We start from the raw sequence: 24,748 nt of genomic DNA, 5'->3' as shown, positions 1-24,748 counted from the left end.
GGGCGGCGTGACGAAGATCGAGCGGGTGGAGACCTTCCTCGTGCCACCCCGGTGGCTGTTCGTGCGCATCGAGACCGCGGACGGGACCGTCGGCTGGGGCGAGGCGACCTGCGAGGGCCGGTCGGAGACCGTACGCACCGCCGTGCACCAGCTCAGCGAGTTGCTGATCGGCCAGGACGCGCTGCGGATCGAGGACCACTGGCAGGTGATGACCAAGGGGTCGTTCTACCGGGGCGGGCCGATCCTGGCCAGCGCCGTCTCCGGCCTCGACCAGGCGCTCTGGGACATCGCCGGGAGGCACTTCGCCGCTCCGGTGCACCAGTTGCTCGGCGGCCCGGTCCGGGACCGGATCCGGATGTACGGCTGGGTCGGCGGCGACGAGCCGGCCGAGGTCGCCGACCACATTGCCGCGCAGGTGGCGGCGGGGCTGACCGCGGTCAAGATGAACGCCTCCGGCCGGATGAGCCCGGTCGCCTCGGTCGCCGAACTCGACGGGGTGGTCCGCCGGGTCGCCGCCGCCCGAGAGGTGCTCGGCGAGCACCGGGACGTCGCCGTCGACTTCCACGGCCGGTTCACCCTGGCCAACGCCCGCCGGGTCGCCCCGCTGCTGGAGCCGTTCCGGCCGTTCTTCCTGGAGGAGCCGGTCGTACCGGAGAACTCGCACCTGCTCGGCGAGTTCGTCCGGTCGACCAGCACCCCGGTCTCCACCGGAGAGCGGCTCTACAGCCGGCAGGAGTTCCTGCCGGCGCTCCAGGCCGGCATCGCGGTCGCCCAGCCTGACCTGTCGCACGCCGGTGGGATCACCGAGGTCCGTAAGATCGCCGCGTTGGCCGAGGTGTACGACGTACAACTCGCACCGCACTGCCCGCTCGGACCGATCGCGCTGGCCGCCTGCCTCCAGGTCGGTTTCGCGACCCCGAACTACCTGATTCAGGAGCAGAGCATCGGAATCCACTACAACGCCGACGCCGAGGTGCTGGACTACCTGGTCGACCGGACCCCGTTCGGATTCGCCGACGGGTACATTCACCGGCTCACCGGTCCCGGGCTCGGCATCGAGATCGACGAGAATGCCGTACGCCGGGCGGACGAGCGCGGGCACAGCTGGCGCGGACCCGTCTGGCGGCACCCCGACGGCTCCTTCGCGGAGTGGTGAGCCGGCCCCTCGGTCCGCCGCTCCCGTCCACCACCCCAGCGCAGAAAGGCATGTCGTGAAGATCGTCGCGGCAGACGTGATCGTCGCCAGCCCCGACCGCAACTTCGTCACACTGAAGATCACCACTGACGACGGGATCACCGGGCTCGGCGACGGCACCCTGAACGGGCGGGAACTCTCGGTCGCCTCCTACCTGGCCGACCACGTCGTACCGCTGCTGATCGGACGGGACCCGCACCGGATCGAGGACACCTGGCAGTTCCTCTACCGATCGGCGTACTGGCGGCGCGGCCCGGTCACCATGGCCGCGATCGCCGCCGTCGACGTGGCACTCTGGGACATCAAGGCGAAGGCCGCCGGGATGCCGCTCTACCAGCTCCTCGGCGGGGCGTCCCGGACCGGCATCATGGCCTACGGGCACGCGTCCGGCCGGGACGTCCCGGAGCTGTTCGACTCGATCCGCCGCCACCTGGAACTCGGCTTCAGGTCGATCCGGGTGCAGACCTCCGTCCCCGGCATCAACGCGGTCTACGGGGTCGCCACCCAGCCCAGTGTGGACGGGAAGCGTTACGACTACGAGCCGGCGCAGCGCGCACCACTGCCCGCCGAGGAGGACTGGGACACCCGGGCCTACCTGCGGCACCTGCCGGAGGTCTTCGAAGCGGTCCGCAACGAGTTCGGCCCCGAGCTGCCGCTGCTGCACGACGGGCACCACCGGATGACCCCGATCCAGGCCGCCAAGCTCGGCAAGGCGCTGGAGCCGTACGACCTGTTCTGGCTGGAGGACTGCACCCCGGCGGAGAACCAGGAGGCGCTGCGGCTGGTCCGGCAGCACACCACCACCCCGCTGGCGATCGGCGAGGTCTTCAACACGGTCTGGGACTACCAGACGCTGATCCGGGAACAGCTCATCGACTACGTCCGCTCCGCGGTGACACACACCGGCGGGATCACCGCGATGCGCAAGCTGCTCGACTTCGCCGCGCAGTACCAGATCAAGTCCGGGATACACGGGCCGACCGACATCTCCCCGGTCGGGATGGCCGCCGCGCTCCACCTGGACCTGGCGATCCACAACTTCGGCATCCAGGAGTACATGCGACACGGTCCGTTGACCGACGAGGTGTTCCGGCAGTCCTTCACCTTCACCGACGGCTACCTGCACCCTGGAGAGCAGCCCGGCCTGGGGGTGGAACTCGACGAGGAGGCGGCCGCCCGGTTCCCGTACCAGCCGGCGTACCTGCCGTTCAACCGGCTCAAGGACGGCACCGTCCATGACTGGTGAGGGCGGCTCCGGCCCGTCGCGCGGCGCCGGGCCGATTCGGTCCACCCGGCACGTGGTGGTGATGGGAGTCTCCGGATCGGGCAAGACCACCGTGGCGGTGGGGATCAGCGAGCTGACCGGGCTGACCTTCGCCGAGGCGGACGAGTTCCACCCTGAGTCCAACGTGGAGCTGATGCGGGCCGGGGTGCCGCTCGACGACACGCACCGCTGGCCCTGGCTGCGCGAACTCGCCGGCTGGATGGCCGAGCGCGCCGCCGAGGGGGTTTCCACGGTACTGGCCTGCTCGGCGCTGCGGCGCTCCTATCGGGACGTACTCCGGCAGGGGCCGCCGAGCGTCGACTTCGTCTTCCTGGACGGGGCGGCGGAGGTGATCCGGGAACGGCTTTCCCAGCGGGCCGGGCACTACATGCCGGCCAGCCTGCTCGACTCGCAGATCGCCACGCTGGAACGGCCGGCACCGGACGAGCGGGTCCTCACCCTCGACGTCGCGGCGACCCCGGAGGAGCTGGTCGAGGCAGCGGTCGAGGGCCTCGACCTGGACCGGCAGGCGGGTCAGCGTACGTCGTGACCGAGCGGAACGCTCCCGTTCCGTCCCCGCTGGCAGGTGCACCGGGCCGCTAGGCTGACGCAGCAGCCGGATCGATCTGGGGGGACGTGTTGTTCGGGATCGTACGGCCGTGCCGGCACCGGATGTGCGGGAAGCTGCACGCAGCCTGGCTCGGCCACCTCTGCGGGCTCTGTCTGACCCTGCGCGACGAGCACGGACATCGGGCCCGGCTGGCCACCAACTACGACGGCCTGCTGGTCTCCGTACTCCTGGATGCGCAGCGCCCGGCCCCGGCCTCGTACCGCCCGGCGGCGCCGTGCGCACTGCGTGGCTTCCGGCGCGGCTCGGTGCTCTCCTCGGACGATCCCGGCGCCCGGCTGGCGGCCGCGGTCTCGCTGGTCCTCGCCGCCGGCAAGACCCTCGACCACGTCGCCGACCGGGACGGCGCGTTGCGGGTCCCCGCCCTGGCCGGAGTCGCCGGCCGGCTGGCCGACGGTTGGGCCGAGGCCGGCGCCCGGACCGGTGACGGCGTCGGCTTCGACACCGGCGTGCTGTTGGCCGCGGTGGCCCGGCAGTCCGAGCTGGAGTCCAGGATCGTGCCGGGCGTGCCGGTGCTGCTCGCCACCGAGCCGACCGAGACCGCCGTGGCGGCCGCGTTCGCGCACACCGCGACGCTGGCCGGCCGGCCCGGCAACGCCGCCGGGCTGGCCGAGGTCGGCCGGTACTTCGGCCGGATCGCGCACCTGCTCGACGCGGTCGAGGACTACGCCGACGACGTCGCGCGGGAGGCGTTCAACCCGCTGCGGGCCAGCGGCACCGACCTGGCGCAGGCGCGCCGGTTGTGCGAGGACGCGCACCACGGCCTGCGACTGGCCCTGGCCGACCTGGAGTTGCGGGACCGGAGGCTGGTCCGGGCACTGCTCGACCGTGAGGTCTCCGACGCCATCGAGCGGACCTTCGCGCTGGCGGGTGCGCCGATGGACCGTCCGGCCACCGAACACGGGGTGCCGCTCGTCCCGCAGAATCGGGCGGCACAGCCGGTGTGGCATCCGGAGTCGAGGCCGGACGGCTGCGGCGGACGGCTGGTGATCGGCGGTGCCTGCGTCCTCACCACCTGCACCTGCGGGCTGTGGCAGCCGCGCTGGAGCAGGTACCGCCGCAGCAGCCGCGGCGACCGCTGCTGGTGCACCAGGCACTGCGACTGCGACTGCTGCAGTTGCTGCGACTGTTGCGACTGCTGCTGAGCCGGTGCCGACAACCGCGCTGCCCCGGCCGCCGGTGAGACGACGGTCGGGTCCGCACCGGGATCCCGCCGCCGGTGCGGACCCGACCTGCCGGATGGGCGGCCCGACTCAGCTGACGGTGATCACACCGGTGCCGGAGCGGACGCACGCCACGGCCCGGTTCGAGGTGGCCGCCGCCCCCGCGAGGCACCGTCCGAGCACCGCGTGCCCGGCCGCGTTCGGGTGCCAGGACTCCTGGCAGGTCTGGAAGTACGTGACGCAGGCGTTGGCGATCCGCTGAATGGCAATCTTGTCGTAGCCGGAGAGGCTGGTCACCGGGACCCCGGTCGGGCCGTCCTGCAGGCGGATCGGGGTGGCGAGCGCGCCGGTCGGGCTGGACCCCGTCTCGCAGAGCCGGGCGCCGTCGAAGGCCCGCTGCACGTTCAGGTAGACCAGGTCGTCTCCGGGGAACTCGGCCCGCATGGTGCCGTGCACCGACCGGACCAGGGTGCCAAGATTGGCGGAGAAGAGATGCCCGGCCGCCAGGCTGGCCCGGTGCACGGGACAACCGGCGGCGTACCGCTCGGCGCCCAGGGCCCGGAACTTGTCCCGGCTGTCGTTGCGGTTGTCCTCCTCGTGGAACCGGGACTCGAAGTCGAACGGCAGCGGGTTGGTGTAGTCCTGGAAGACGATCCGGTGCTGCCCGTCGGCGTCGACCTGGTCCAGGGTGGTCAGCAGTTGCCGCACCGCGCTGGTGGTCTCGGCCGTCGCCGCCGCGAACTCGGCCTGGGTGCCGAGGTCGTCACCGGCACACGGCGACTGCTCGACCGGCCCGCCGAGGTACGCCCAGAACTCCCACCAGCCGGTCCAGGCGTCCGCGATGAACCGGTTGGCACAGTCCGAGGCGACGTCGCCGAACGTGAACGAGCTGTTGTTGGAGCCGAGCCCGAGCAGTACCAGGTCGATGTCGTGGGTCTGCGCCACCGCCCGGAGCTGGTCGAGCTGGGCCGCCACCGTACGCCCCTTGGCCCGGCTGGCGGAGGCGTTGGCGATGTCGTACGGCTGGCCGCCGGAGCAGGCGAGGTTGAACCGGGCCGAGATGCCGGGCAGGTTCGCCTGGTGCAGCGAGGCGTTCGCCGACCGGTGGCAGAAGAAGGCGTTGCTGTTCGGCGCGGACCAGCCGGGGAAGCTCTGCGGGGTACCGTTGACGTCCACCACCGGCTGGTATCCGCCGGCGCCCTCACCGCTGACGAAACTGTCCCCGAGCGCGACCGCGGCCGTCGGCAGCGCGGCGGTAGCCGTACCCGGTGCGGTGGCAATGCCCGACAGCGTGCCGGCGGCGGCGAGGGTGAGCGCCAGCGCCGCGGCGAACGCGGGTCGACGGAATCCGACCATCTCCGACCCCCAAGGTCTGATCGAAATATCGAAGCTTCTTCGCGTTCGGGCATCAGATCACGCACCCGAACCGGGGTCAACGGATGGCACGGATCCCGGCCGGCAACCCACGACCGGAAGTCGTACCTGAGTCCCGCGGCGGGCCGCGTCACCGTACCCGGAGCAGCAGCGGACCTGATAAGCCCGTCCGAGCGACCGGCGTACCGGTCAGCGGTGGCGTTTCGCACCCGCGCGGGCGGGAATGCCGCCCTCGGCAGCGCCGTTACCGCCCGGAGAGCCGGTCGCACGGGTACGACGACCGGCAACCGGTGAAGGAGGACGACATGGCGACCGCCGTGGAATTCGGTCTGGACAGCTTCGGCGACGTGACCGCCGACGCCGAGGGCAACCCGGTGCCGTACGCCCAGGTGATCCGCGACGTGGTCGAGGAGGCCGTCCTCGCCGACCGGCTCGGCATCGACGCTTTCGGGCTCGGCGAGCACCACCGGGACGACTACGCGGTCTCGGCCCCCGAGATCGTACTGGCCGCCATCGCCGCCCGGACCGAGCGGATCCGGCTCGGCACCGCGGTCACGGTGCTCAGCTCCGACGACCCGGTACGCGTCTTCGAGCGCTTCGCCACCCTCGACGCGCTGGCCCGGGGCCGGACGGAGATCACCCTGGGCCGCGGCTCGTTCATCGAGTCCTTCCCGCTCTTCGGGTACGACCTGACCGACTACGACCGGCTCTTCGAGGAGAAGACCGAGCTGATGTCGCACCTGCTCACCGAGGACGCGGTCACCTGGCAGGGCACGGTACGCGCATCGCTGGAGAAGCAGCACGTCTATCCGAAGACGGAATCGGGTCGGATCCGGACCCGGATCGGTGTCGGTGGCAGCCCGGAGTCGGTGGTCCGCGCCGCCCGGTACGGCTTTCCGCTGGTGCTGGCCGTGATCGGCGGCGAGCCGGCCCGGTTCGCCCCGTACGTGCAGCTCTACCACCGCGCGCTCGCCGAATTCGGCCGGCAGCCGCTGCCGGTCGCGGTGCACGCGCCCGGCTTCGTCGGCGAGACCGACCAGGCGGCGGCCGACCTGCTCTGGCCGCACGTCCGGGTCCTGTTCAACCGGATCGGTGCCGAGCGCGGCTGGCCGCCGATGACCCGGAGCCGCTTCGACGCCGACATCGCCAACGGCGCCTGGCATGTCGGCTCCGTCGAGACCGTCGCCCGCAAGGTCGCCCGAACGGTACGGGTGCTCGGGGTGCAGCGCTTCGACCTGAAGTACTCGGCCGGCACGCTGCCGCACGAGCACCTGATGGAGACGATCGAGCGGTACGCCACCCGGGTGGTCCCCCGGGTCCGGGAGCTTCTCGCCGCGGACGGCGATCCGGCATCCTGACCAGGGGCGGCACCGCTGGGCACCACCGCGGGCGAGGCGGGAGCCGGGTGCCAACCGCCGTTCTCCGGGTAATGGGCACCTCTGCTCGACCTTGCTTCGATCAGGCGTGCCCTGGCCGAGGACGAAGCGCTCGGGTACGCGGCCGAGCACGCCGGCATGGACTTCGTGGGACTCGCCCAGGCGTATATCGGCCACCCAACCGTCAACCCGCATCACGGCCTCGGCACCGCCATCGCGCAGCCCTGCCTGGCTCCGCGCTCGTTGCGGGCGGGAGCCGACTCAGTTCAGGCTCCGGCTGGCCGCGATGGCGGCGTACCTGCTCGTGCTCGGTTTCGGGGTACGAGCGAACGTCTTCCTGTCCACCGTGTGTAGCCCGAAGCGGAAGGCATCGTAGCCGGCGGCCCACTCGAAGTTGTCCAGCAGGGTCCAGTGGCAGTAGCCGAGCACCGGTACGCCGTCGTCGATCGCGTCGAGCAGGCCGGCCAGCGACGATTCGATGAAGGCCGCCCGTAGGGCGTCGTCGTCGGTGCCGATGCCGTGCTCGGTCACGAAGACCGGCACACCGCTGATCTCGTGTGCGTACCGCACGGCGCCGCCGAGCGACTCCGCGTCGATCGTCGAGCCCAACTGGTTGAGGGTGGCCCCCTGCGGCGGCGGCAACAGCCCCTCGGCGTCGTAGACCGCGCTCTCGTAGTTCTGGATGCCGATGAAGTCGTCCCCGCGTGCCAGCCGCAGCCAGTGGTCGTACACCTCGGCGCGCTTGCGGTCGCGCAGCGTCGCGTTGCCGCCGGCCACACGGTCGTCCACGATGGCGATGGACAGGCCCACGGGCAGGTCGGGCCGCTCAGCCTTGAGCGCTGCCCGGGCGGCAAGGTGGCCCGCCGTCATGCCATCCCGCATGGCGTCAAACTCTTCCGGCAGCATGATGTTGCTGACGCGGTAGCGGGGCACGCCCGCGGCGGCGCTCGCCGCCTCCAGCATGGTCCGCTCCAACTCCCTGACGGATGCCGGCGTGCCTGCCCAGGACAGTAGCTGCGGCAGGTTCGGTTCGTTGAGCGTGACGACTGCGGTGATCCGGTCACCGAAGTGGTCCATCATCTTGGCGCAGTACCGGGCGAACAGCGCGGGTGCGGCGGCATCGAGCCAGCCACCACGCTTGGCGAACCAATGTGGACAGGTCATGTGGTTGACGGTCACGACCGGAGCCACACCCCGTTGCGAACAGCTGTCGACAACCGCCGCATAGTGATCCAACGCCTCGGTGGAGAAGCTGCCCTCCCGCGGCTCGACCCTGGCCCACTCCACGGAGAACCGGAAGGCGCCAAGTCGCATGGACTCAACCAGATCAAGGTCCTCCCGCCACCGGGTCCAACTGTCGCAGGCACGACCGGAGCGTTCGGCGAAGACCGTCGGCCGGACGTTCTCCAGGAACCAGGTGTCGCTGCTGGTGTTGTCCCCCTCCGTCTGGTGACCGGAGGTGGCGACACCGAACAGGAAGCTGTCAGGGAAGCGCCTCATGCGGTCAATCATCCCTCGACCGCCCAGAATCGAATGTACTGAGTGCGGACCGTTGACCACGGCGGGCGGTACAGCTACCCGAGCAGCCCCAGACCCATCGCGGTGGTCACCGCGGCGGTCCGGTCGGAGACGTCGAGCTTGCTGAAGGTGCGCAGCAGGTGCGTCTTGACCGTCGCCTCGCTGATGTGCAGTGCCCGGCCGATCTCGGCGTTCGTCCGTCCCTCGGCGACCAGGCCGAGCACCTGCACCTCCCGGGCGGAGAGCGCCGGGGTGGCCGGAGCCCGGACCCGCCGGACCAGCCGACCGGCGACCGACGGCGCGAGCGTCGTCTCGCCCCGGGAGGCGGCCCGGATCGCCGCGGCGAGTTCCACCCTGGTGGCGTCCTTCAGCAGGTAGCCGATGGCGCCGGCCTCCACCGCCCGCAGGATGTCGGCGTCGCTCTCGTACGTCGTCAGCACCACCACCCGGCTGGACCGCGACTCGCGCAGAATCTCCCCGGTGGCCTGTACCCCGTCCATGCCGGGCATGCGCAGGTCCATCAGGACCACGTCCGGCCGGTGCACCCGGGCCAGCGCGACGGCCTCCTGGCCCGACCCGGCCTCGCCGACCACCTCCAGGTCGGGCTCGGTGTGCAGCATGCCGCGCAACCCGTCCCGGACCACCGGATGGTCGTCGACCAGCAGCACCCTGATCACCGGTCCACCTCCCGAGCCACCGTCCACCACCCGCACCGGACGCCGGTTCCCGTCGCGCGGGCCCGCCGAGGGTGCCGGCACCCCGCGGGGGTCTCCGGACCGCACGGTCAGCGGCCTTCGCGTCCGCTCCACCGAAACGTGAGCAGGCAGAGCAGCAACCCTCCCACGCACCAGGCACCGAGCACCAGGGCCGTCGTCCCGTGCTCCCACGAACCCGCCGGCTCCCGCGCCATCATGCTGTCCGGCAGGAACACCGACCGGAACCCCTGCCCCATCCACTTCACCGGAAAGAACGATGCCACCGTCACCATCCGGTCCGGCAACGCGTCGTTCAACACGAAGATCCCGGAGACGAACTGGAGCGCGATGGCCGGCAGGTTCAGGACCGCCGGGGCGCTTTTCGCCGAGCGGGCCAGCGAACTGGCCGCGATGCCGAGCAGCGTACAGGCGACGACGGAGAGCACCAGCAACCAGCCGAAGGTGAGCCACCGCCCGGGATCGGTCGGCAGCCGCAGGTCGAACAGGAGTACCCCGACCGCCAGCAGCAGGGCGATCCCGCCGGCGGTGGAGACCGCGACCAGCAAGATCTTGCCGAGGAAGTACCCGACCGAGGTGGCCGGCGTGCCGCGCAGCCGCTTCAGCGTGCCGTCCTCGCGGTCGAGCGCGATCCCCACGCCGACACTGATGAAGGCGGTGGAGACGATCCCGTACGCGATCATCCCGACCACGAAGACCTGGCTGATGACGACCCCCGGTGCGTCGTGCACCGGCTCGTCGAAGATCAGCCCGAGCATCAGCGCGATGAAGGCCGGGAAGGCGAAGGTGAAGACCACGGCGTCGCGTTGCCGGAAGAACTGCTTCAGCTCGACGGCTCCGCGCGCAAGGCCGACCCGGAGGGTGGACGGCAGCCGTACCGCCGAGGTCGGTGCGCCGGTGGTGGCGGTCATCGGTCTTCTCCGATCAGGTCGAGATAGATGTCTTCGAGGCTGGGCCGGTGCACCCGGAGGTCGGTCAGGGTCCCGCCGGCCCGGGCGGTCAGCCGGGCCACCAGGGCGACCGGGTCGGCGGTCTGCTCCCGGTGGTCGCCGTCGGCGTCCCGCCAGCTGACGGTGGCCGCCACACTCGCCCGGCCGCCGATGGTCTCCGGGGTGCCCTCGGCGATGATCCGGCCGGCGGCGAGCACCGCGAGCCGGCCAGCCAGCGCCTCGGCCTCGTCCAGGTAATGGGTGGTGAGCAGGATCGTGCCGCCCTCGTCGGCGAGCCGGCGGATCAGCGTCCAGAACTGCCGGCGCGCCTCGGGGTCGAATCCGGTGGTCGGCTCGTCCAGGAAGAGCAGTTCGGGCCGACCGACGATGCCGAGGGCCACGTCGAGCCGGCGTCGCTGGCCGCCGGAGAGGGTACGGATCCGGGCGCCGGCCTTCCCGGTCAGCCCGCACACCTCGATCACCTCGTCCGGGTCACGGGGATCCGGGTAGTAGCCGGCGAGGTGCCGCACCATCTCCCGCACGGTCAACTCGGCGGCGTCGGTCGCGGTCTGCAACACGATGCCGAGCCGGGCCCGCCACCGCCGGCCGGCCGTACCCGGGTCCTCGCCGAGCACCGAGACCGTGCCGCCGTCGCGGCGCCGGTGCCCCTCCAGGATCTCGATCGTGGACGTCTTGCCCGCGCCGTTCGGTCCCAGCAGCGCGAACACCTCGCCACGGTTGACGGTCAGATCGATACCGTCCACCGCCACCCGGGCGCCGTACGTCTTGCGCAGCCCGTGCGCACTGATGACTGTCATGCCTCGATGCTTCCGCCGGCCGGATCGGCCGGGGACGACCACAGGACGGAATCCGGCTGTCCACCGATCGGTGGACAGCGACGGCGCGATGACGGGCCAGCCGTGGTTGCCCCGACCCGGGCCGCTGCGTCACCGCTCGGGAAGGGGTCGCCGGGGCCCGGGGTCAGGTCCGGCCGGCCACCCCGGTGGCGGCCAGGTAGTCACCGATCGAGGCCGGTGCGACGAGGGCGATCCGGCACCAGTCGACGAGCAGCAGGTCCGCCTCCCGCATCGCCTGCTCCAGCGCGGCCGCCAGCCGCGGCTCCGGCTCGGTGTCCGGTCCCGGCTCACCCTGCACGGCCAGCACGGCCAGTACGGCGAGCGCGTCATTGTCGGCCAGGCCATACAGCAGCACCCGTCCGACCGTCACCGCGAACGAGCTGGGCACGATCCCGCGCTGGCCTCGGAGGCCGATCCCGCCCCGGTTCCGGGCGCCGGGCGGCAGCAGGCCGAGCAACCGGCTCCGGGACACCGGCCCGGACAGCGGTCGGACCGGCTGGCTGCGGACGTGGATGCCCTGGAAGCCGTAGACCCGGCCGTGCTCGTCACGGCGGGCGTGCTGCTCGAAGCTGCGGCGTACCGCCCGGAGTTCGGCCTGGACCTCGTCCGCGAGGTCGGCACTGACCAGCTCCACCTGGCGCCAGTCGTCCTCGTGCAGTTCGACGCGGTCGGCACCGGCCGGTGCCGGGGCGACCGCGGGCAGGGCGGCACAGAGCGTCGGCAACGAGTAGAGGATGCCGCCGGGCGGAACGGACTCGATCCGCCGCAGCGTCAGGGTGAGGGTGCCGGTCGCGCCGAACTGCGCCGCCGTCGGCGGCTCGGCCCGTTCGACCGACCAGGTGGCGCCGGACATTTCCAGCGTTGTCGTCGGCTGGAAGCTGTCCGGAAGTTGCCCGAGCGGCAGTTCGCTCCCGCCGATCCGGGCTCCGGTGTCGGCGTCGAGGAAGGCGACCCGCACCCGTTTCTTCGACATGGCGGGACCCTATCCGTACGCCGACCATGCTCGGCCGGAGCCCCTCGGCAGCCGGCCGGGCGGCGTCGACGGGCCTGCACGCCAGACCCGGCCGCCCGGGACGCGGGCGTACGACCCCGAGCGGTCCTGAATAGCGGACACCATTGCTCACTCGTTGAACAAACGTGCCAGACTCGGTGGCCGCTGCCACCGGCACCCGGCATACGATGGCGGCGGACGAGAACGGCGAAGGAGACCGGCAGATGGTTTCGATCGAGGCGACCGACGCAGTTCCGGACGGGCCGGACGACCGCGTGCATGCCCTGGTCGCCGAGTGCGGCCGGCGAGCGCGGGCCGGATCCACCGGGTTGACCGAGGCACCGGACTCGGTGATCGACGCCGCGCTGACCGCGATGGCCGACCGTCTGGTCGCCGCCGAGAGCGAGATCCTCGCCGCCAACCAGCAGGACGTCGAGGCGGCCAGGGCCGCCGGGATGAGCCCGGCGCTACAGGACCGGCTCCGGCTCGACGCGGCCCGGTTGAAGGGGATGGCCGACCAGCTGCGGCTGCTCGCCGAGGCGCCGTTTCCGGCCCGCGAGACCCCGCTGCGGTCGCTGCCGGGTGGGCTGCGGCTCTCCGAGCGCCGCCGGCCGGTCGGGGTGATCGGGGCGAACTTCGAGGCCCGGCCGAACGTGACCGTCGACGTCGCCTCCCAACTGGTCAAGTCCCGTAACGCCGGCGTGCTGCGAACCGGGTCCGCCGCGCTCACCTCGGCCAACGCCCTCCACCAGCACGTCATCACCGCAGGGCTGCGCGACGTCGGCCTCGATTCGGACGCGATCCAACTGCTGCCGGACGCGAGCCGGGCGAGCGCCGTCGCCCTGGTCCGGCAGACCGACCTGATTCCCCTGGTGATCCTCCGGGGCAGCGGCGACGCCACCCGCTCGCTCGGCGCCGAGGCGGCCCGGCATGGTGTCCGTACGCTGGCACACGCCGACGGCGGCGGAGTGCTCTACGTCGACGCGGCCGCCGACCTGGACCGGGCGACCGAACTGCTGGTCGCCGGGCTGGACCGGCTGGGCGTCTGCAACCGGGTGAACCTGCTGCTGGTGCACCGGGACGTCGCCGGAACGGCGCTCCCCCGCTTCGAGACCGCCCTGACGGAGCGGGGCGTACGCGCCTCGCTGCCGCCGTACGACCATCCGCTCGGTTACGAGTGGGCGCTGGACGGCGGCCGGGAGGCGACGGTGACCATCGCCGAGGTGGCCGACCTGGCCGAGGCGGTGACGATCGCCAACACCGAGACCTCGGGGCTCGCCGCGACGATCGTGACCGAGGACCGTGCCGCCGCCGAGCGGTTCATCGCCACCGCGATCGGCACCGGCGTCTTCTGGAACGCCTCGACCCGGCTGCTCGACGGCTTCAAGCTGCACGGCGTACCGGAGACCGGGATCAACGTGGACCATGTGCCGGGCCCGCGCGGCCCGGTCACCTTCCAGGACCTCTACCTGCGGCAGTACGTCGTCGTGCCGGAGGACGTGCCCGGCGTCCCCGGCTGACCCGGCGCCGCGTCCATCGGTGCCGAAGCCGGCGCCGCGTCGATCCGTGCCGAAGCCGGCGCCGCCGCCGGCCGGCTGGGCGGGTGGACCGCCGGCGGCCGACGGCGGTGCCGGGACGGTACCGCCTAGAAGTCGAACTGGTCGATGTTGGACGCGTCGAAGACGGTCGGCGGACCGAGCACCACCACACCGTCGGCGCCGACGGTGTACTCACCGAGCTTGCCTGCGGTGAAGGTGTCGCCCTCCTTACCGGTGATCATCCCGGAGGCGAGGGCGGCACCGGCGTACGCGGCCAGGTAGCCGAGGTCCGCCGGGTTCCAGAGCGCGAAGCTCTGCACCGTGCCGTTCTTGACGAACTCGCGCATCTGATTCGGGGTGCCCAACCCGGTCAGCGCCACCTTGCCCTTGTACCGGGAGCCGGAGAGGTAGCGGGCGGCCGCCGCGACACCGACGGTGGTGGGCGAGACGATGCCCTTCAGGTCGGGGTGGGCGGAGAGCAGACCCTGGGTCTCCTGGAACGACTTCTCGTCCTTGTCGTCGCCGTAGACCGTGGCCACCAACTGGATCCCGCTGTACTCCGGCTTCTTCAGCTCGGCCTTCATCAGCTCGATCCAGGCGTTCTGGTTGGTCGCGTTGGCGGTCGCCGACAGAATCGCGATCTTGCCCTGCCCGCCGATCGCGTCCGAGATCAGCTTCACCTGGTTCTCCGCGATCCCCTGCCCGGTCACCTGGTTGACGAAGAGGTCCCGGCAGTCGGGGTTGGTGTCGGAGTCGAAGGTGACCACCTTGGCACCGCCCTGCCGGGCCTGGTTGACCGCGCCGCAGATCGCGTTCGGGTCGTTGGCCGACACGACGATCACGTCGCTACCCTGCTGGGTCAGGGTGTTGAGGTAGCTGACCTGTGAGGACGCGCTCGCCTCGGAGGGACCGACCTCCTTGTACTCGCCCTTGAACTCCTGCACCGCCGCCTTGCCACCGTTGTCCGCGACGGTGAAGTACGGGTTGTTCACCTGCTTGGGCAGGAAGGCGACGCTCAGCCCCTCCTTGATCGAGCCGCCGCCACCGGCGGAGGAACCGCCCGACGGGGTGCCGTCGTCGTCGCTCGCGCAACCGGCGCCGAGCAACAACGCGGTGAGCGTCGCGGCGGCGGCAGCCACCCGTACGCCTCTGGATCTCATGACGGTCATGACCGGTCCTCTCTCGGATAGAACTGCCCATCTCGCGGGCCGGTGGGAATCGGGGTGGTTACAGGGGTGGGAGTGGTCAGGCGCCATCGGCGCCCGCCACCGGCGGTGCGGCAGGTCGTCGCCGTCGCATCCGCGCCCGGAGCATGCCGGCCGCGTTCGGCCCGACGACGGAGATGATCAGCAGGGTGCCGGTGACCACGGTCAGGGTGTCGGCCGGCACGTCGGCGAGTTGCAGGGCGTTGCGCAGGGTCATCAGCAGCAGTACCCCGGCGAGGACGCCCATCAGGGTGCCCCGGCCGCCGAAGATGGAGACGCCGCCGAGCAACACCGCCGCCACCACCGACAGTTCGAGCCCGGCTCCGTTGTCGGCGCGGGCGCTGGCGTACCGCATGGTCCAGAAGACTCCGGCGAGGGCGGCCACCGCGCCGGTGACGACGAGAAGCCAGAACTTGGTCCGGGCCACCGCGATGCCGGCGAAGGTGGCGGCCTGGTCGTTGTTGCCCATCGCGTAGAGGCCGCGACCGATCGGGGTGGCGTGCAGCAGTACCCCGAACCCGATCGCCAGGACGGCGAGCGGCACCACCACCCACGGCACCGTCGTGCCGGGCAGCGCCTCGATGGACTTGCCGGTCCAGCCGATCGGGAAGTCCGCGACCGCCCGGTCGCCGAGCACCACGTACGCCAGTCCCCGGTACAGCGCGAGGGTGCCGATCGTCACCGCCAGGGACGGCAGCCCGAACCCGGCGACGAAGAGCCCGTTCACCGCGCCGAGCAGGGCGCCGAGCAGCACCACCAGCGGTACGGTCAGCGCCAGCGGCAGGCCGGTCACCCAGAGCTGGCCGAGCACCGCGCTGGCCAGTCCCAGCGTGCTGGCTACCGACAGGTCGATCTCGCCGGTGATCACAACAAGCGTCATCGGCAGCGCGATCAGCGCGATCGGGACGACATCCAGCAGCAGGAAGCCCCAGAACCGGGCGGTGGCGAAGCCCTCGACCAGTACCGATGCGCCGATCACCACCACGGCCAGCACGACGATCACCAGCACGTCCCAGGTGCCGAACGTGGAAACCCAGCGGGCCGGCCGGCCCGTTCTCTCAGGCGCCACGGGCCTTCCTTCCTCGTAGCCGGCGGGCCACCCGTGCGGCGAGCGCCCGGTCCAATCCGATCGCGGCCAGGATCAGCGCCCCGACCACCGCCTGCTGCCAGAACGGATTCACCTTCAGCACCGGCAGGGCGCTGCCGATGGTGCTCAGCAGTACGGCGCCGAGCGCCGCCCCGTACACCGAGCCGCTGCCGCCGAAGATCGCCACTCCGCCGACCACCACCGCCGCGACCACGTTCAGCTCGATCCCGCTGCCGGCGGCCGCGTCGAGGGTGCCGTACCGGGCCGCGTAGAGCACCCCGGCCAGGCCGGCGAGCCCGCCGCTGACCACCAGCGCCCCGAACACCCGCCGGCCGACCGGGATCCCGTGCAGCCGGGCCGCCACCGGGTCGGAGCCGATCGCGTACAGTTCCCGGCCGCTGCGGTAGGACCTCAGGTAGAAGCCGGCGACGACCAGCACCGCCACCGCGAAGAGGGCGAGCAGGGGGATTCCGAGCAGGTCGGCGGTGCCCATCGACTTGAAGCCGTCGGGCATGTCGGCGGCGTTGATCTGCTGTCCCGCCGCCCACGAGTAGTCGACGCCCCGGAAGACGTAGAGGGTACCGAGGGTGACCACCAGGGCCGGCACCCGGGCCACCGCGATCAGCGCCCCGTTGACCACGCCGCAGAGCACGCCGAGTCCGACCCCGACCAGCACGGCGAGCGCGATCGGCGCGTCCGGCATCGCCAGGAACAGCTTTCCGGTCGCGAACGCGGCCAAGCCGAGCACCGACCCGACCGAGAGGTCGACGTTGCGGGTGATGATGACGATCGCCTGGCCGACCGCGAGCACCACCAGGATGGTGGCGCCGAGCATCAGGTCCCGGCGGCCCTGTCCGGAGAGGAATCTCGGGTTCACCGCCGTGGTCACCGCGATCAGCAGGATCAGCGCGAGTCCGATGCCGACCTCGCGGGCCACGAAGAGCCGGTGGCCGAGCCGGGTCCCGGGCCCGCCACCGCGGGCCCCGACCGCGGCGTCCGGCCCCGGGTCCGGGCGGGTCGTGGTCGTCACGGCGTCCCTCCCTGCCCGGTCGCGGCCAGCATCACCGACTCCTCGGTCGCCGCGTCCCGGGCAATCTCGCCGACCACCCGGCCCTCGTGCATCACCAGCACCCGGTCCGCCATGCCGAGCACCTCGGGCAGCTCGCTGGAGACCATCAACACCGCGACCCCCTCGCTCGCGAGCTGCGACATCAGCCGGTGCACCTCCGCCTTGGTACCGACGTCGATCCCCCGGGTCGGCTCGTCGACGATCAACACCTTCGGCATCGTGGCGAGCCACTTCGCCAGTACCACCTTCTGCTGGTTGCCGCCGGAGAGCGTGGAGACCGGGTCGTCGAGCCGTCCCGCCTTCACCCGCAACCGCCGCGTCCAGGTCCGCGCGGCGGTTCGTTCCGCGCCCCGGCCGAGCAGACCGCACCGGGCCAGCGGCCAGCGCCGGGTCAGCGTGGCGTTCCGTTCGATCGACAGCTCCATCACCAGCCCGTGCTGGCGGCGGTCCTCGGGCACCAGCGCCACCCCGGCGGCCATCGCCGCCGCCGGCCGGCTCCGGGGCAGCCGTACGCCGTCGACAAGCACCTCGCCCGCGTCGTACGGATCGATGCCGAAGACCGCCCGGACCACCTCGCTACGCCCCGCCCCGACCAGGCCGGCCAGCACCACGATCTCGCCCCGGCGTACCTCAAAGCCGACATCGGCGAAGACGCCGCGCCGGGTCAGCCCGCGCACCCGGAGGATGACCTCGCCGGCCTCGGTCGGCTGTTTCGGGTAGAGCTGCGAGATCTCCCGGCCGACCATCCGGCGCACCACTCTGGCCACGTCGAGGTCCCCGGTCGGGTCGGTCGAGACCCAGCGCCCGTCCCGCATCACGGTGATCCGCTGGCTGAGCGCGAAGACCTCGTCGAAGCGGTGCGAGATGAACAGGATCGCCGCGCCTGCCTCCCGCAACGACCGGACGACCGCGAAGAGTCGCTCCACCTCGATCCCCGACAGCGCCGCTGTCGGCTCGTCCATCACCAGCACCCGGGCCTCGAATGAGAGCGCTTTGGCGATCTCCACGAGCTGCTGGTCGGCGATGGAGAGCCCGCGCGCCGGCCGGTCCGGATCCAGCGGTACGCCGAGCCGGGCGAACAGCTCCGCCGCGCGTCGGCGCATCGCCGCGGAGTCGATCCGGCGCAGACCGCGCAGCGGTTGCCGACCCATGAAGATGTTCTCCGCCACGGACAGGTCCGGAAAGAGCGTCGGCTCCTGGTAGATCACCGCGATCCCGGCCGTCCGGGCATCGGCCGGACCGGTCAGGGCCAGCGGTGCACCGTCCATCGTCACCTCTCCGGCGTCCGGGGCGTGCACCCCGGCCAGGATCTTCACCAGGGTCGACTTGCCCGCGCCGTTCTCCCCGACCAGCGCGTGCACCTCGCCGGCCCGCAGTTCGAGGCGTCCGTCGGCGAGCGCCTGCACGGCGCCGAACGACTTCCGTACGCCGGACAGGGCCAGTCTCGCCGTACCCGGATCTGCGCGCTCGGGCATCCGGCCCTCCAGCCATGAAACGTTTCATCTCCAATGTGATGAAGACGCTAAGGGCCGACTTCCCGGCCGGTCAAGTCCCTGAAGGCGGTTACCGAATCGTTACTCCGAGGTAAGGCCTTTCCTTGCACCGAAACACCGCCCTGGACTGCACCGATGCCACGAGCGCCGACCCCGAACTCCCGGTCGGCGTCGAACGTCGGCGCCGGACAGGCCAGATTTGGTCAGGTACCCCCCGCCGCCAGAGCCGCCAGGAGTCCTTGACACGATTCAGTCGAGCGCGTCGACGCGGAGGAGGACAGCCGTGCGGGAGACCTCGTGGTGAGCATCCGCGACGTCGCCAGCCACGCGGGGGTCTCGATGGGCACCGTCTCCAACGTGCTCAACCAACCCGACCTGGTGTCGAGCGCGACCCGGGCCCGGGTCCTCGCGACGATCGACGAACTCGGCTTCGTACCCAACCACGCCGCCCGGCAACTGCGCCGGGGCCGGAGTCGGACCGTCGGCCTCGTCGTACTGGACGTGGCGAACCCGTTCTTCACCGACCTCGCCAAGGGCGTCGAGGACACCATCGGCACCGCCGGGATGGCACTGATCTTCTGCAACAGCGACGGCGACCAGACCCGGGAGGACGCCTACCTCGACCTGCTCAGGGAGCAGCGGGTGCGGGGCGTACTCATCACCCCGGTCGACGACGCCAGCGCCCGGCTGCTCCGGCTGCGCGACCGTGGCGTCCACGTCGTACTGCTGGACCGGCGGTCCCGCAACGCCGACCTCTGCTCCGTCTCAGTGGACGACCGGCTCGGCGGCGAACTTGCGGTACGTCACCTGCTGGAGGCGGGGCACCGACGCATCGCCTTCGTGGGCGGCCCGGTCCGGCTGCAACAGGTACGCGACCGGCACGCCGGTGCGATCCGGGCGATCACCGACGGCGGACTCGACCACGACAGCCTGCTCTGGCTCGACACCTCGGCCTCGACCGTCACCGCCGGCCGGGACGCCGCGGCCCGGCTGCTCGGCGCACCCAGGGAGAACCGGGCCACGGCGGTGTTCTGCGCCAACGACCTGCTGGCGCTCGGCGTCCTCCAGGAGCTGACCCGGCAGCGCATTCGGGTCCCCGAGGACATCGCCCTGGTCGGCTACGACGACATCGAGTTCGCCGCCGCGGCGGCCATACCGCTGACCTCGGTACGCCAACCTCGGCAGCGGCTCGGCCAGACCGCCGCCGCGCTGCTGCTCGGCGAGGTCGACGAGGCGGCCGCACACCGGCACCAGCAGGTCGTCTTCGAACCCGAACTCGTCGTCCGGGAATCCAGCCACCGCCTGGCCGGCCGGTCTGGCGGGTGACCGCTGTTGATCTTCCACGTCGCGTCCACGGCCGGTGTGGTTCGATGCTGCTCACTCGTCGACGGGTAACACCAACGGCGCGGTGCGGCGCGTGCTCTGAGATGCGCGCACGGCGACGACGCGACCGGTCGCCCCGGGGTCAGCCACGGCCTCCGGGTGGCCGGTCGCCGCTACGGGGCGACGCCGGACGGATTCAGCTCCGGCTCGCCCGACCGCGTCCCGGTCGCCGGCCCCGCCATGAACCGCCGGCTCAACCGCCGGTACGGGCCACTGCGCAGCGCCAGTCCGGTGGCGACCAGGCCGACGATGCCGGTCAGCACGAACACCAGGGCGAGTCCACGGTCGGCCCCGGTGCCGAACCAGTCGCCGATCAGTCGGGCACCGGACCCGTCGGTCATGAACGGGATGAAGACGAACTGTGCGATCGGAGAGATCAGGAACGCGGTCAGCGGCGAGGCGGCCTGCTCGACGCTCTGCGCGAAGCCGAAGACCCGACCCTGCCGCTCGTACGGCACCACCTTCTGCAGGATCGTCTGCTCGGCGGCCTCCGCGTACGGGACGACCAGCATGTAGACGTAGAGCCCGACGACGAGCAGCACGATCGAGGATCGCAGTGGGAACAGCATGGTGACCGCCCACAGCACCAGGTTGACCAGCAACAGCAGCCGGAGCGGGTTCCGGCCCAGGCCGGTCCGGGCGATGAGCAGCCCGCCGACGATGAAGCCCGTGCTCAACAGCCCCCAGAGCAGCCCCCAGGTCTGCACCGAGACCAGCGACAGCCCGTACGCGTCCATCAACGCCATGAAGACGCCACCCAGCAGGTTGTTGAAGGCCGAGAAGAGAATCAGGGCGGTCAGCCCCGGCACCTCGCGGACCACCCGGACGGTGCCGCGCAGGTCCACCGCGCGCTTCGGCGCGGCCGCCGGCTCGGCGGTGACCAGCGGTTCCCCGGGTACCGCCGGCCCGGCGGCGGGGGCCGGCGCCGACGGCCGGTCCGGTACCGGGACGAGGGCCAGGTGCAGTACGGCGAGCCCGATCACCGTCAGTGCCAGGACCAGCACCCAGAACATCCCGCCGATCGCCACCAGTACGCCGCTGATCACCGACGTCACCAGGAAACCCACCCCGGTGGTACTGCCGACCAGGCCGTTGGCCCGGTCCCTGGTCTCCTCCTCGATCAACACGGTGACCAGGGTCGGCAGGGCGATGGTCCGGATGTTGCCCGCGATGACCCCGATCATCACCAGCACGACCAGGATCCAGAGCGGCACGCTCGCCGGGTCGCCGAACGAGCCGTGCGGGGCGAGCCGGTACACCACCATGGCCACGGTGTACAGCGCGAGCGACACCACCGCCGACGCCTGCATCACCGTCTTCTTCCGGTGATGGTCGACCAGGCTGCCGAACCAGATGCCGGTCAGCGCCGTCAGTACCAGGAAGATCCCGGAGATCACCCCGGTGGCGAAGACCGATCGGGTCTCCAGGTAGACGTAGAAGGTGATCGCGAACCAGACGGTGTAGTTGACCACCGACACCAGCAGCGTGTTGCCGAGTAGCTGGTAGAAGGTGGTTCGGTCCCCCCGGATCGCGCTCATGCGGACGACCCTACGATCTGAACCTAACTTGATGTCGAGCCTTTTCCGACCGCTCCGGCCCCGAGCCGCCGGCGTCCGTCACCCCGCCGCCGGCCCGGCGTTCACCCTGCCGCCGGCCCGGCGTTCACCCTGCCGCCGGCCCGGCGTTCACCGCCGCGTACGACGGCAGGTCCGATCGGACGGCGAGGCCGTCGCGAACCGCCACCGCGGTCTGCGCGGAGGCGGCCAGGGCGGCCCGGAAGATCAGCGAACCGGTACTGATCCGCCGTACCCCCAGATCGGCCAGGGCGGTGACGGTGTGCCGGCCGGGCAGGAAGAGGACGTTGACCGGCACGTCGACCGCCGCCACCACGGCGGCGATGTCGGCCGGCTCGGTGAGGCCGGGAACGAAGACGCCGTCGGCGCCGCTGTCCGCGTACCGCCGCACCCGGCGCAGCGTCTCGGCCAGGTCTCCGGGCCGCTGCCAGAACGTGTCGGTCCGGGCGTTGACGAACAGGTGCGGCACCTCCCGCTTCACCGACCGGATCAACGCGGCGTGGTCCGCCACCGGGCCCATGGCGTCCTCCAGGTTGACCCCGACCGCCCCGGCCTCGGCCACCGCGGCCGCGGCACCGACCGAGCCTCCCTCGAGGTCGACGCTGAGCAGTACGGGAAGCGCCGCCAGGCTGCGGGCGAGGCGCAGCGTCCCGGCCTCGGTGGCACCGAGCCCGTCCGGCAGGCCGGCCGCCGCCGCGACGCCGAGACTCGTGGTGCCGATCGCGGAAAAGCCGGCGGTGACCAGGGTACGGGCCGAGGCCACGTCCCAGGCGTTCGGCAGCACGAGCGGGGCACCCCTGCGGTGGAGTGCGGCGAAGCCGGTCACCGCAGGGCCGCCTCGACGAGGGCGAGGGCGTGCGCCCGGCCGGGGCAGCGGCGCGCTCCGGCGCCGAAGGCCAGGTCGCCGGCGAGGCCGACCCACACCACCTCGCCGGCTTCGATCGTGACGCCGCCGACGGTGGTGGTGACCAACGCCTGCCGCCTGGTCTGCGGAACCGGCGGCTCGTCGCGCAGTACGTCCTCGACCCGGCGGTGCCGGGCCCGTTCGGTCAGCGCGACGGTGGCCTCGCACGCCTGCACCAGCACCCCGATGCGGGCCGCGGTCGGCTCGTCGCGGAGACCGCCAAGCAACGTGACCAGCCGGTCGACGGCGGCGTCGGCCCGGGGCTCGTCTCCGGTGCCCGGCTGGTACGCCTGCGCGACGTCCCGAACCAGCTCGACCACCGGCCCCTCGATGCCCATCCCACGGGCGAGGATGGCAACCGGATGCGCCGGGCCGGCGGCCCGGAGGATCTCGGGCGGGATCGCGTCCAGGATGGCGACGGCCAGTGCCCGCCGTCGCCGGTGTGCCTCGCCGGTGCTGAACCGGCCGACCGTGGCGCGGAGCCAGCCGACTCCGGTGCGGGCGGGCGGGACCGGTGGCACCACGAAGGTCGGGTCGGTCAGGACTGCGAGGGCGGCGTCGTGGCCGCTGATCCGCTGCATGAGCCGCAACCTACGGCCACCATCGTTCGGCGGCGGCCGAAGTATCGCCGCCTAGACTGGGTGGGTGATCTCGGCCTCGAACCTGGCGTCGCTGGCGGGACTGCTGGCTGACGAGACCCGGGCCGCCATCTGCCTGGCGCTGCTCGACGGCCGCGCGTGGACCGCCGGCGAGCTGGCCGCGCACACCCGGGTCGCGCCCTCCACCGCGACCGGGCACCTGCACCGCCTCGTCGACGGCGGCCTGCTCGTGCAACGGCGCCAGGGACGGCACCGGTACGTGCAGCTCGCCGATCCCTCGGTCGCACATCTGCTGGAGAGTCTGGTGGCCGGGCTCGACCTCCGCCCGGCCCCGCCGCGAGGTCTGCGGGCGGCGACCGCGAGCGCCGCACTGCGGCGCGGCCGGACCTGTTACGACCATCTCGCCGGACGGCTCGGCGTCGCGGTGACCGACGCGATGACCGGGGCCGGGCTGCTGGACCAGCGCGGCGGTTTCGCCCTGACCCCGGCCGGGCTCGGCTGGCTCACCGAAACGCTCGGCGTGCGTCCGGCAGCGCTGAGGTCCGGCAATCGGCCCCTCGCACGTGGCTGCCTGGACTGGACGGAACGGCGGCAGCACCTCGCCGGGTCGGCCGGGGCGCGACTCTGCGAGACGTTCCTCGGCAACGGCTGGATAGCCCGGATCGGGTCCGGCCGCGCGGTGCGCCCCACCCCGAGCGGCCGGGCCGCGCTGCGGGACCTCCTGGGGCTCACCGACCTCGACTGAGGTGGTCGTCCCGCCGACACCCCGCCCGCCTCCCGTGCGGCGGGTTACACCCTGACCAGGCCGGTCGTGGCGTCCTGCCGCAGTACCGTGAAGCCGTGCCGACGAAAGACATTCTCACCAGTGCAGACCTGAGCGATCTGCGACGGTCCGCGCTCGGCTCGGCCGACCCGCTGGGCATCGCCGCCGAGTTGGCCGAGGCGGTCGAGCAGGGGCGGCTCGCGGATCCGGCGGACGCCGGTCGGGCGCTGACGCTGGCCGCCGAAATCGCCGAGACCCGGGCGAAGCTCGACGCCGCGCGGCGGTACGCGGACCGCGCCGTCGCGGCGTACCGGGACAGCACCGAGCCGGACGCCGGTTTCGCCCGGGCGCTGCACGCGCGGATCCTGTTCCGGACCGGCCGTGCCGACGAGGCGCTCGCCGAGCTCACCTCGCTACGGCCGCTCCTTGATTCCCAGCCCGACGCGGCCGCGTACCTCAGCGCGGCGCTGGACGTCGGCGGCCGGACCGACCTGGCCGAGCAATGGCTGACCGAGGCGGTGGAAACCGCGCTGCGCAACCGGGCCACCCCGAACGCCACCGCGACCGCCGAGGCCGACGACACCACCGCGACCGCCGAACCGGGCATGCGGGAAGCCTCCGGGCTCCTCTTCTTCCTGTTGCAACAGCGCCACCGGGTACGCCGTGAACTCGACCTGCCGCACGACCAGAACGACAACCTGGCCGACCGGCTGGAGAACGAACTGTTCCGCGAGGCGACCACGGCGGCGGAGTCGGGCCCGGAGGCCCGGCTCTTCCTGCCCGAGGGCGAGTTCGACCTCCTTCGGTCGCGCTGGCCCGAGCTGGCCGAGAGGCTCGGCCAGGACTGGGCTGGGCACCGGGCCCGGGTCCAGCGGGAACTGGTCCGGCTGACCGAATCGGGCCGGATCGGACTCGGCCCGCTGCGCGGCTCGACGGAGGGACTGGCCGGATACGCCGAACGCACCGGCGCGGACCCGACGAGCGAGCCGGCCCGGGCCGGCTACGCGGCGGAACTCGCCGGGCGGGGTGACGAGCTTCCCTGGCCGCCGGAACGGAACGAGGCGTGCTGGTGTGGATCGGGCAGCAAGTACAAGAAGTGCTGCCTGCCGCGTAGCCGCGGCTGAC

General features: G+C 72.0%; 22 protein-coding genes. 9 read left to right on the top strand and 13 right to left on the bottom strand.

Annotated features, from left to right (window positions below; all coding sequences use genetic code 11):
* Positions 1–7: 7 nt before the first annotated feature.
* The 4 genes from dgoD to ABNF97_RS22245 all read left to right on the top strand — a co-directional run bounded on the left by dgoD (position 8) and on the right by ABNF97_RS22245 (position 4,232).
* On the top strand, positions 8–1,156 hold the full coding sequence (gene dgoD / locus ABNF97_RS22260; protein ID WP_130463889.1) for a galactonate dehydratase: 1,149 nt from the start codon (positions 8–10) through the stop codon (positions 1,154–1,156).
* A 55-nt stretch (positions 1,157–1,211) separates the two neighbouring features.
* Entirely contained in the window at positions 1,212–2,441 is a 1,230-nt protein-coding gene (gene manD / locus ABNF97_RS22255) for a D-mannonate dehydratase ManD (protein ID WP_130463890.1), read from the top strand.
* Positions 2,431–3,009, top strand: a complete 579-nt coding sequence (locus ABNF97_RS22250; RefSeq protein ID WP_130463891.1) for a gluconokinase, GntK/IdnK-type — start codon at positions 2,431–2,433, stop codon at positions 3,007–3,009. The genes manD and ABNF97_RS22250 overlap by 11 nt, the downstream gene beginning before the upstream one ends.
* An 86-nt stretch (positions 3,010–3,095) precedes the next feature.
* A complete protein-coding gene (locus ABNF97_RS22245) occupies positions 3,096–4,232 on the top strand; it encodes a DUF5685 family protein (RefSeq protein WP_349339666.1) in 1,137 nt (378 codons plus the stop codon).
* Positions 4,233–4,340: 108 nt separating this feature from the next.
* Here the strand turns inward: ABNF97_RS22245 and ABNF97_RS22240 are convergent, their stop codons facing one another.
* On the bottom strand, positions 4,341–5,606 hold the full coding sequence (locus ABNF97_RS22240; protein WP_130463892.1) for an SGNH/GDSL hydrolase family protein: 1,266 nt from the start codon (positions 5,604–5,606) through the stop codon (positions 4,341–4,343).
* 323 nt (positions 5,607–5,929) lie between these two features.
* Between ABNF97_RS22240 and ABNF97_RS22235 the strand changes: the two genes are divergently transcribed.
* A complete protein-coding gene (locus ABNF97_RS22235) occupies positions 5,930–6,982 on the top strand; it encodes an Atu2307/SP_0267 family LLM class monooxygenase (RefSeq protein WP_130463893.1) in 1,053 nt (350 codons plus the stop codon).
* Between the two features lie 279 nt (positions 6,983–7,261).
* On the opposite strand, the gene ABNF97_RS22230 is transcribed toward ABNF97_RS22235, so the two are convergent.
* From ABNF97_RS22230 to ABNF97_RS22210, 5 genes are all read right to left on the bottom strand, one after another.
* The gene (locus ABNF97_RS22230; protein WP_349339665.1) at positions 7,262–8,500 is read right to left on the bottom strand and encodes a glycoside hydrolase family 1 protein; all 1,239 of its coding nucleotides are present in this window, start codon (positions 8,498–8,500) and stop codon (positions 7,262–7,264) included.
* A gap of 74 nt (positions 8,501–8,574) precedes the next feature.
* The gene (locus ABNF97_RS22225) at positions 8,575–9,195 is read right to left on the bottom strand and encodes a response regulator (protein ID WP_130463895.1); all 621 of its coding nucleotides are present in this window, start codon (positions 9,193–9,195) and stop codon (positions 8,575–8,577) included.
* Positions 9,196–9,302: 107 nt separating this feature from the next.
* Positions 9,303–10,142 (bottom strand): ABC transporter permease, encoded by an 840-nt coding sequence (locus tag ABNF97_RS22220; protein WP_130463896.1) that lies wholly within the window; start codon positions 10,140–10,142, stop codon positions 9,303–9,305.
* Positions 10,139–10,978, bottom strand: coding sequence for an ATP-binding cassette domain-containing protein (locus ABNF97_RS22215; RefSeq protein WP_130463897.1), 840 nt, complete (start codon positions 10,976–10,978; stop codon positions 10,139–10,141). Before ABNF97_RS22215 ends, ABNF97_RS22220 begins: the two co-directional genes overlap by 4 nt.
* Positions 10,979–11,141: 163 nt before the next feature.
* Entirely contained in the window at positions 11,142–11,990 is an 849-nt protein-coding gene (locus tag ABNF97_RS22210) for a hypothetical protein (protein ID WP_349339664.1), read from the bottom strand.
* A 242-nt stretch (positions 11,991–12,232) separates the two neighbouring features.
* Between ABNF97_RS22210 and ABNF97_RS22205 the strand changes: the two genes are divergently transcribed.
* A complete protein-coding gene (locus ABNF97_RS22205) occupies positions 12,233–13,528 on the top strand; it encodes an aldehyde dehydrogenase family protein (RefSeq protein ID WP_349339663.1) in 1,296 nt (431 codons plus the stop codon).
* Between the two features lie 125 nt (positions 13,529–13,653).
* Here ABNF97_RS22205 and rhaS read toward each other — a convergent pair whose 3' ends face one another.
* The 4 genes from rhaS to ABNF97_RS22185 all read right to left on the bottom strand — a co-directional run bounded on the left by rhaS (position 13,654) and on the right by ABNF97_RS22185 (position 18,382).
* Positions 13,654–14,715, bottom strand: coding sequence for a rhamnose ABC transporter substrate-binding protein (rhaS, locus tag ABNF97_RS22200; protein ID WP_349339662.1), 1,062 nt, complete (start codon positions 14,713–14,715; stop codon positions 13,654–13,656).
* Positions 14,716–14,791: 76 nt separating this feature from the next.
* On the bottom strand, positions 14,792–15,820 hold the full coding sequence (locus ABNF97_RS22195) for an ABC transporter permease (protein ID WP_349339661.1): 1,029 nt from the start codon (positions 15,818–15,820) through the stop codon (positions 14,792–14,794).
* Positions 15,810–16,868, bottom strand: a complete 1,059-nt coding sequence (locus ABNF97_RS22190) for an ABC transporter permease (RefSeq protein WP_349339660.1) — start codon at positions 16,866–16,868, stop codon at positions 15,810–15,812. Before ABNF97_RS22190 ends, ABNF97_RS22195 begins: the two co-directional genes overlap by 11 nt.
* Entirely contained in the window at positions 16,865–18,382 is a 1,518-nt protein-coding gene (locus tag ABNF97_RS22185) for an ATP-binding cassette domain-containing protein (RefSeq protein ID WP_130463902.1), read from the bottom strand. Before ABNF97_RS22185 ends, ABNF97_RS22190 begins: the two co-directional genes overlap by 4 nt.
* Before the next feature lie 315 nt (positions 18,383–18,697).
* On the opposite strand from ABNF97_RS22185, the gene ABNF97_RS22180 reads away from it, so the two are divergent.
* Positions 18,698–19,726: a LacI family DNA-binding transcriptional regulator gene (locus tag ABNF97_RS22180; RefSeq protein ID WP_349339659.1), complete on the top strand. Its 1,029-nt coding sequence runs from the start codon at positions 18,698–18,700 to the stop codon at positions 19,724–19,726.
* Between the two features lie 170 nt (positions 19,727–19,896).
* On the opposite strand, the gene ABNF97_RS22175 is transcribed toward ABNF97_RS22180, so the two are convergent.
* The 3 genes from ABNF97_RS22175 to ABNF97_RS22165 form a co-directional block, all read right to left on the bottom strand.
* Entirely contained in the window at positions 19,897–21,321 is a 1,425-nt protein-coding gene (locus ABNF97_RS22175) for an MFS transporter (protein ID WP_349339658.1), read from the bottom strand.
* Between the two features lie 124 nt (positions 21,322–21,445).
* A complete protein-coding gene (locus tag ABNF97_RS22170) occupies positions 21,446–22,183 on the bottom strand; it encodes an isocitrate lyase/PEP mutase family protein (RefSeq protein WP_349339657.1) in 738 nt (245 codons plus the stop codon).
* Positions 22,180–22,842 (bottom strand): hypothetical protein, encoded by a 663-nt coding sequence (locus tag ABNF97_RS22165; protein ID WP_130463905.1) that lies wholly within the window; start codon positions 22,840–22,842, stop codon positions 22,180–22,182. The genes ABNF97_RS22170 and ABNF97_RS22165 overlap by 4 nt, the downstream gene beginning before the upstream one ends.
* 64 nt (positions 22,843–22,906) lie before the next feature.
* Between ABNF97_RS22165 and ABNF97_RS22160 the strand changes: the two genes are divergently transcribed.
* Positions 22,907–23,605 carry a helix-turn-helix domain-containing protein gene (locus ABNF97_RS22160; protein ID WP_130463906.1) on the top strand — a complete coding sequence of 233 codons (699 nt, stop codon included), beginning with the start codon at positions 22,907–22,909 and terminating at the stop codon, positions 23,603–23,605.
* A 95-nt stretch (positions 23,606–23,700) separates the two neighbouring features.
* The gene (locus ABNF97_RS22155; protein WP_349339656.1) at positions 23,701–24,747 is read left to right on the top strand and encodes an SEC-C metal-binding domain-containing protein; all 1,047 of its coding nucleotides are present in this window, start codon (positions 23,701–23,703) and stop codon (positions 24,745–24,747) included.
* Position 24,748 lies beyond the last annotated feature (1 nt).

The organism is Plantactinospora sp. B6F1 (genome assembly GCF_040120695.1).
Classification (GTDB): domain Bacteria; phylum Actinomycetota; class Actinomycetes; order Mycobacteriales; family Micromonosporaceae; genus Plantactinospora.
The sequence above is the reverse complement of the archived record's forward strand: the minus strand, read 5'-3'. Positions and strand labels throughout refer to the sequence as shown.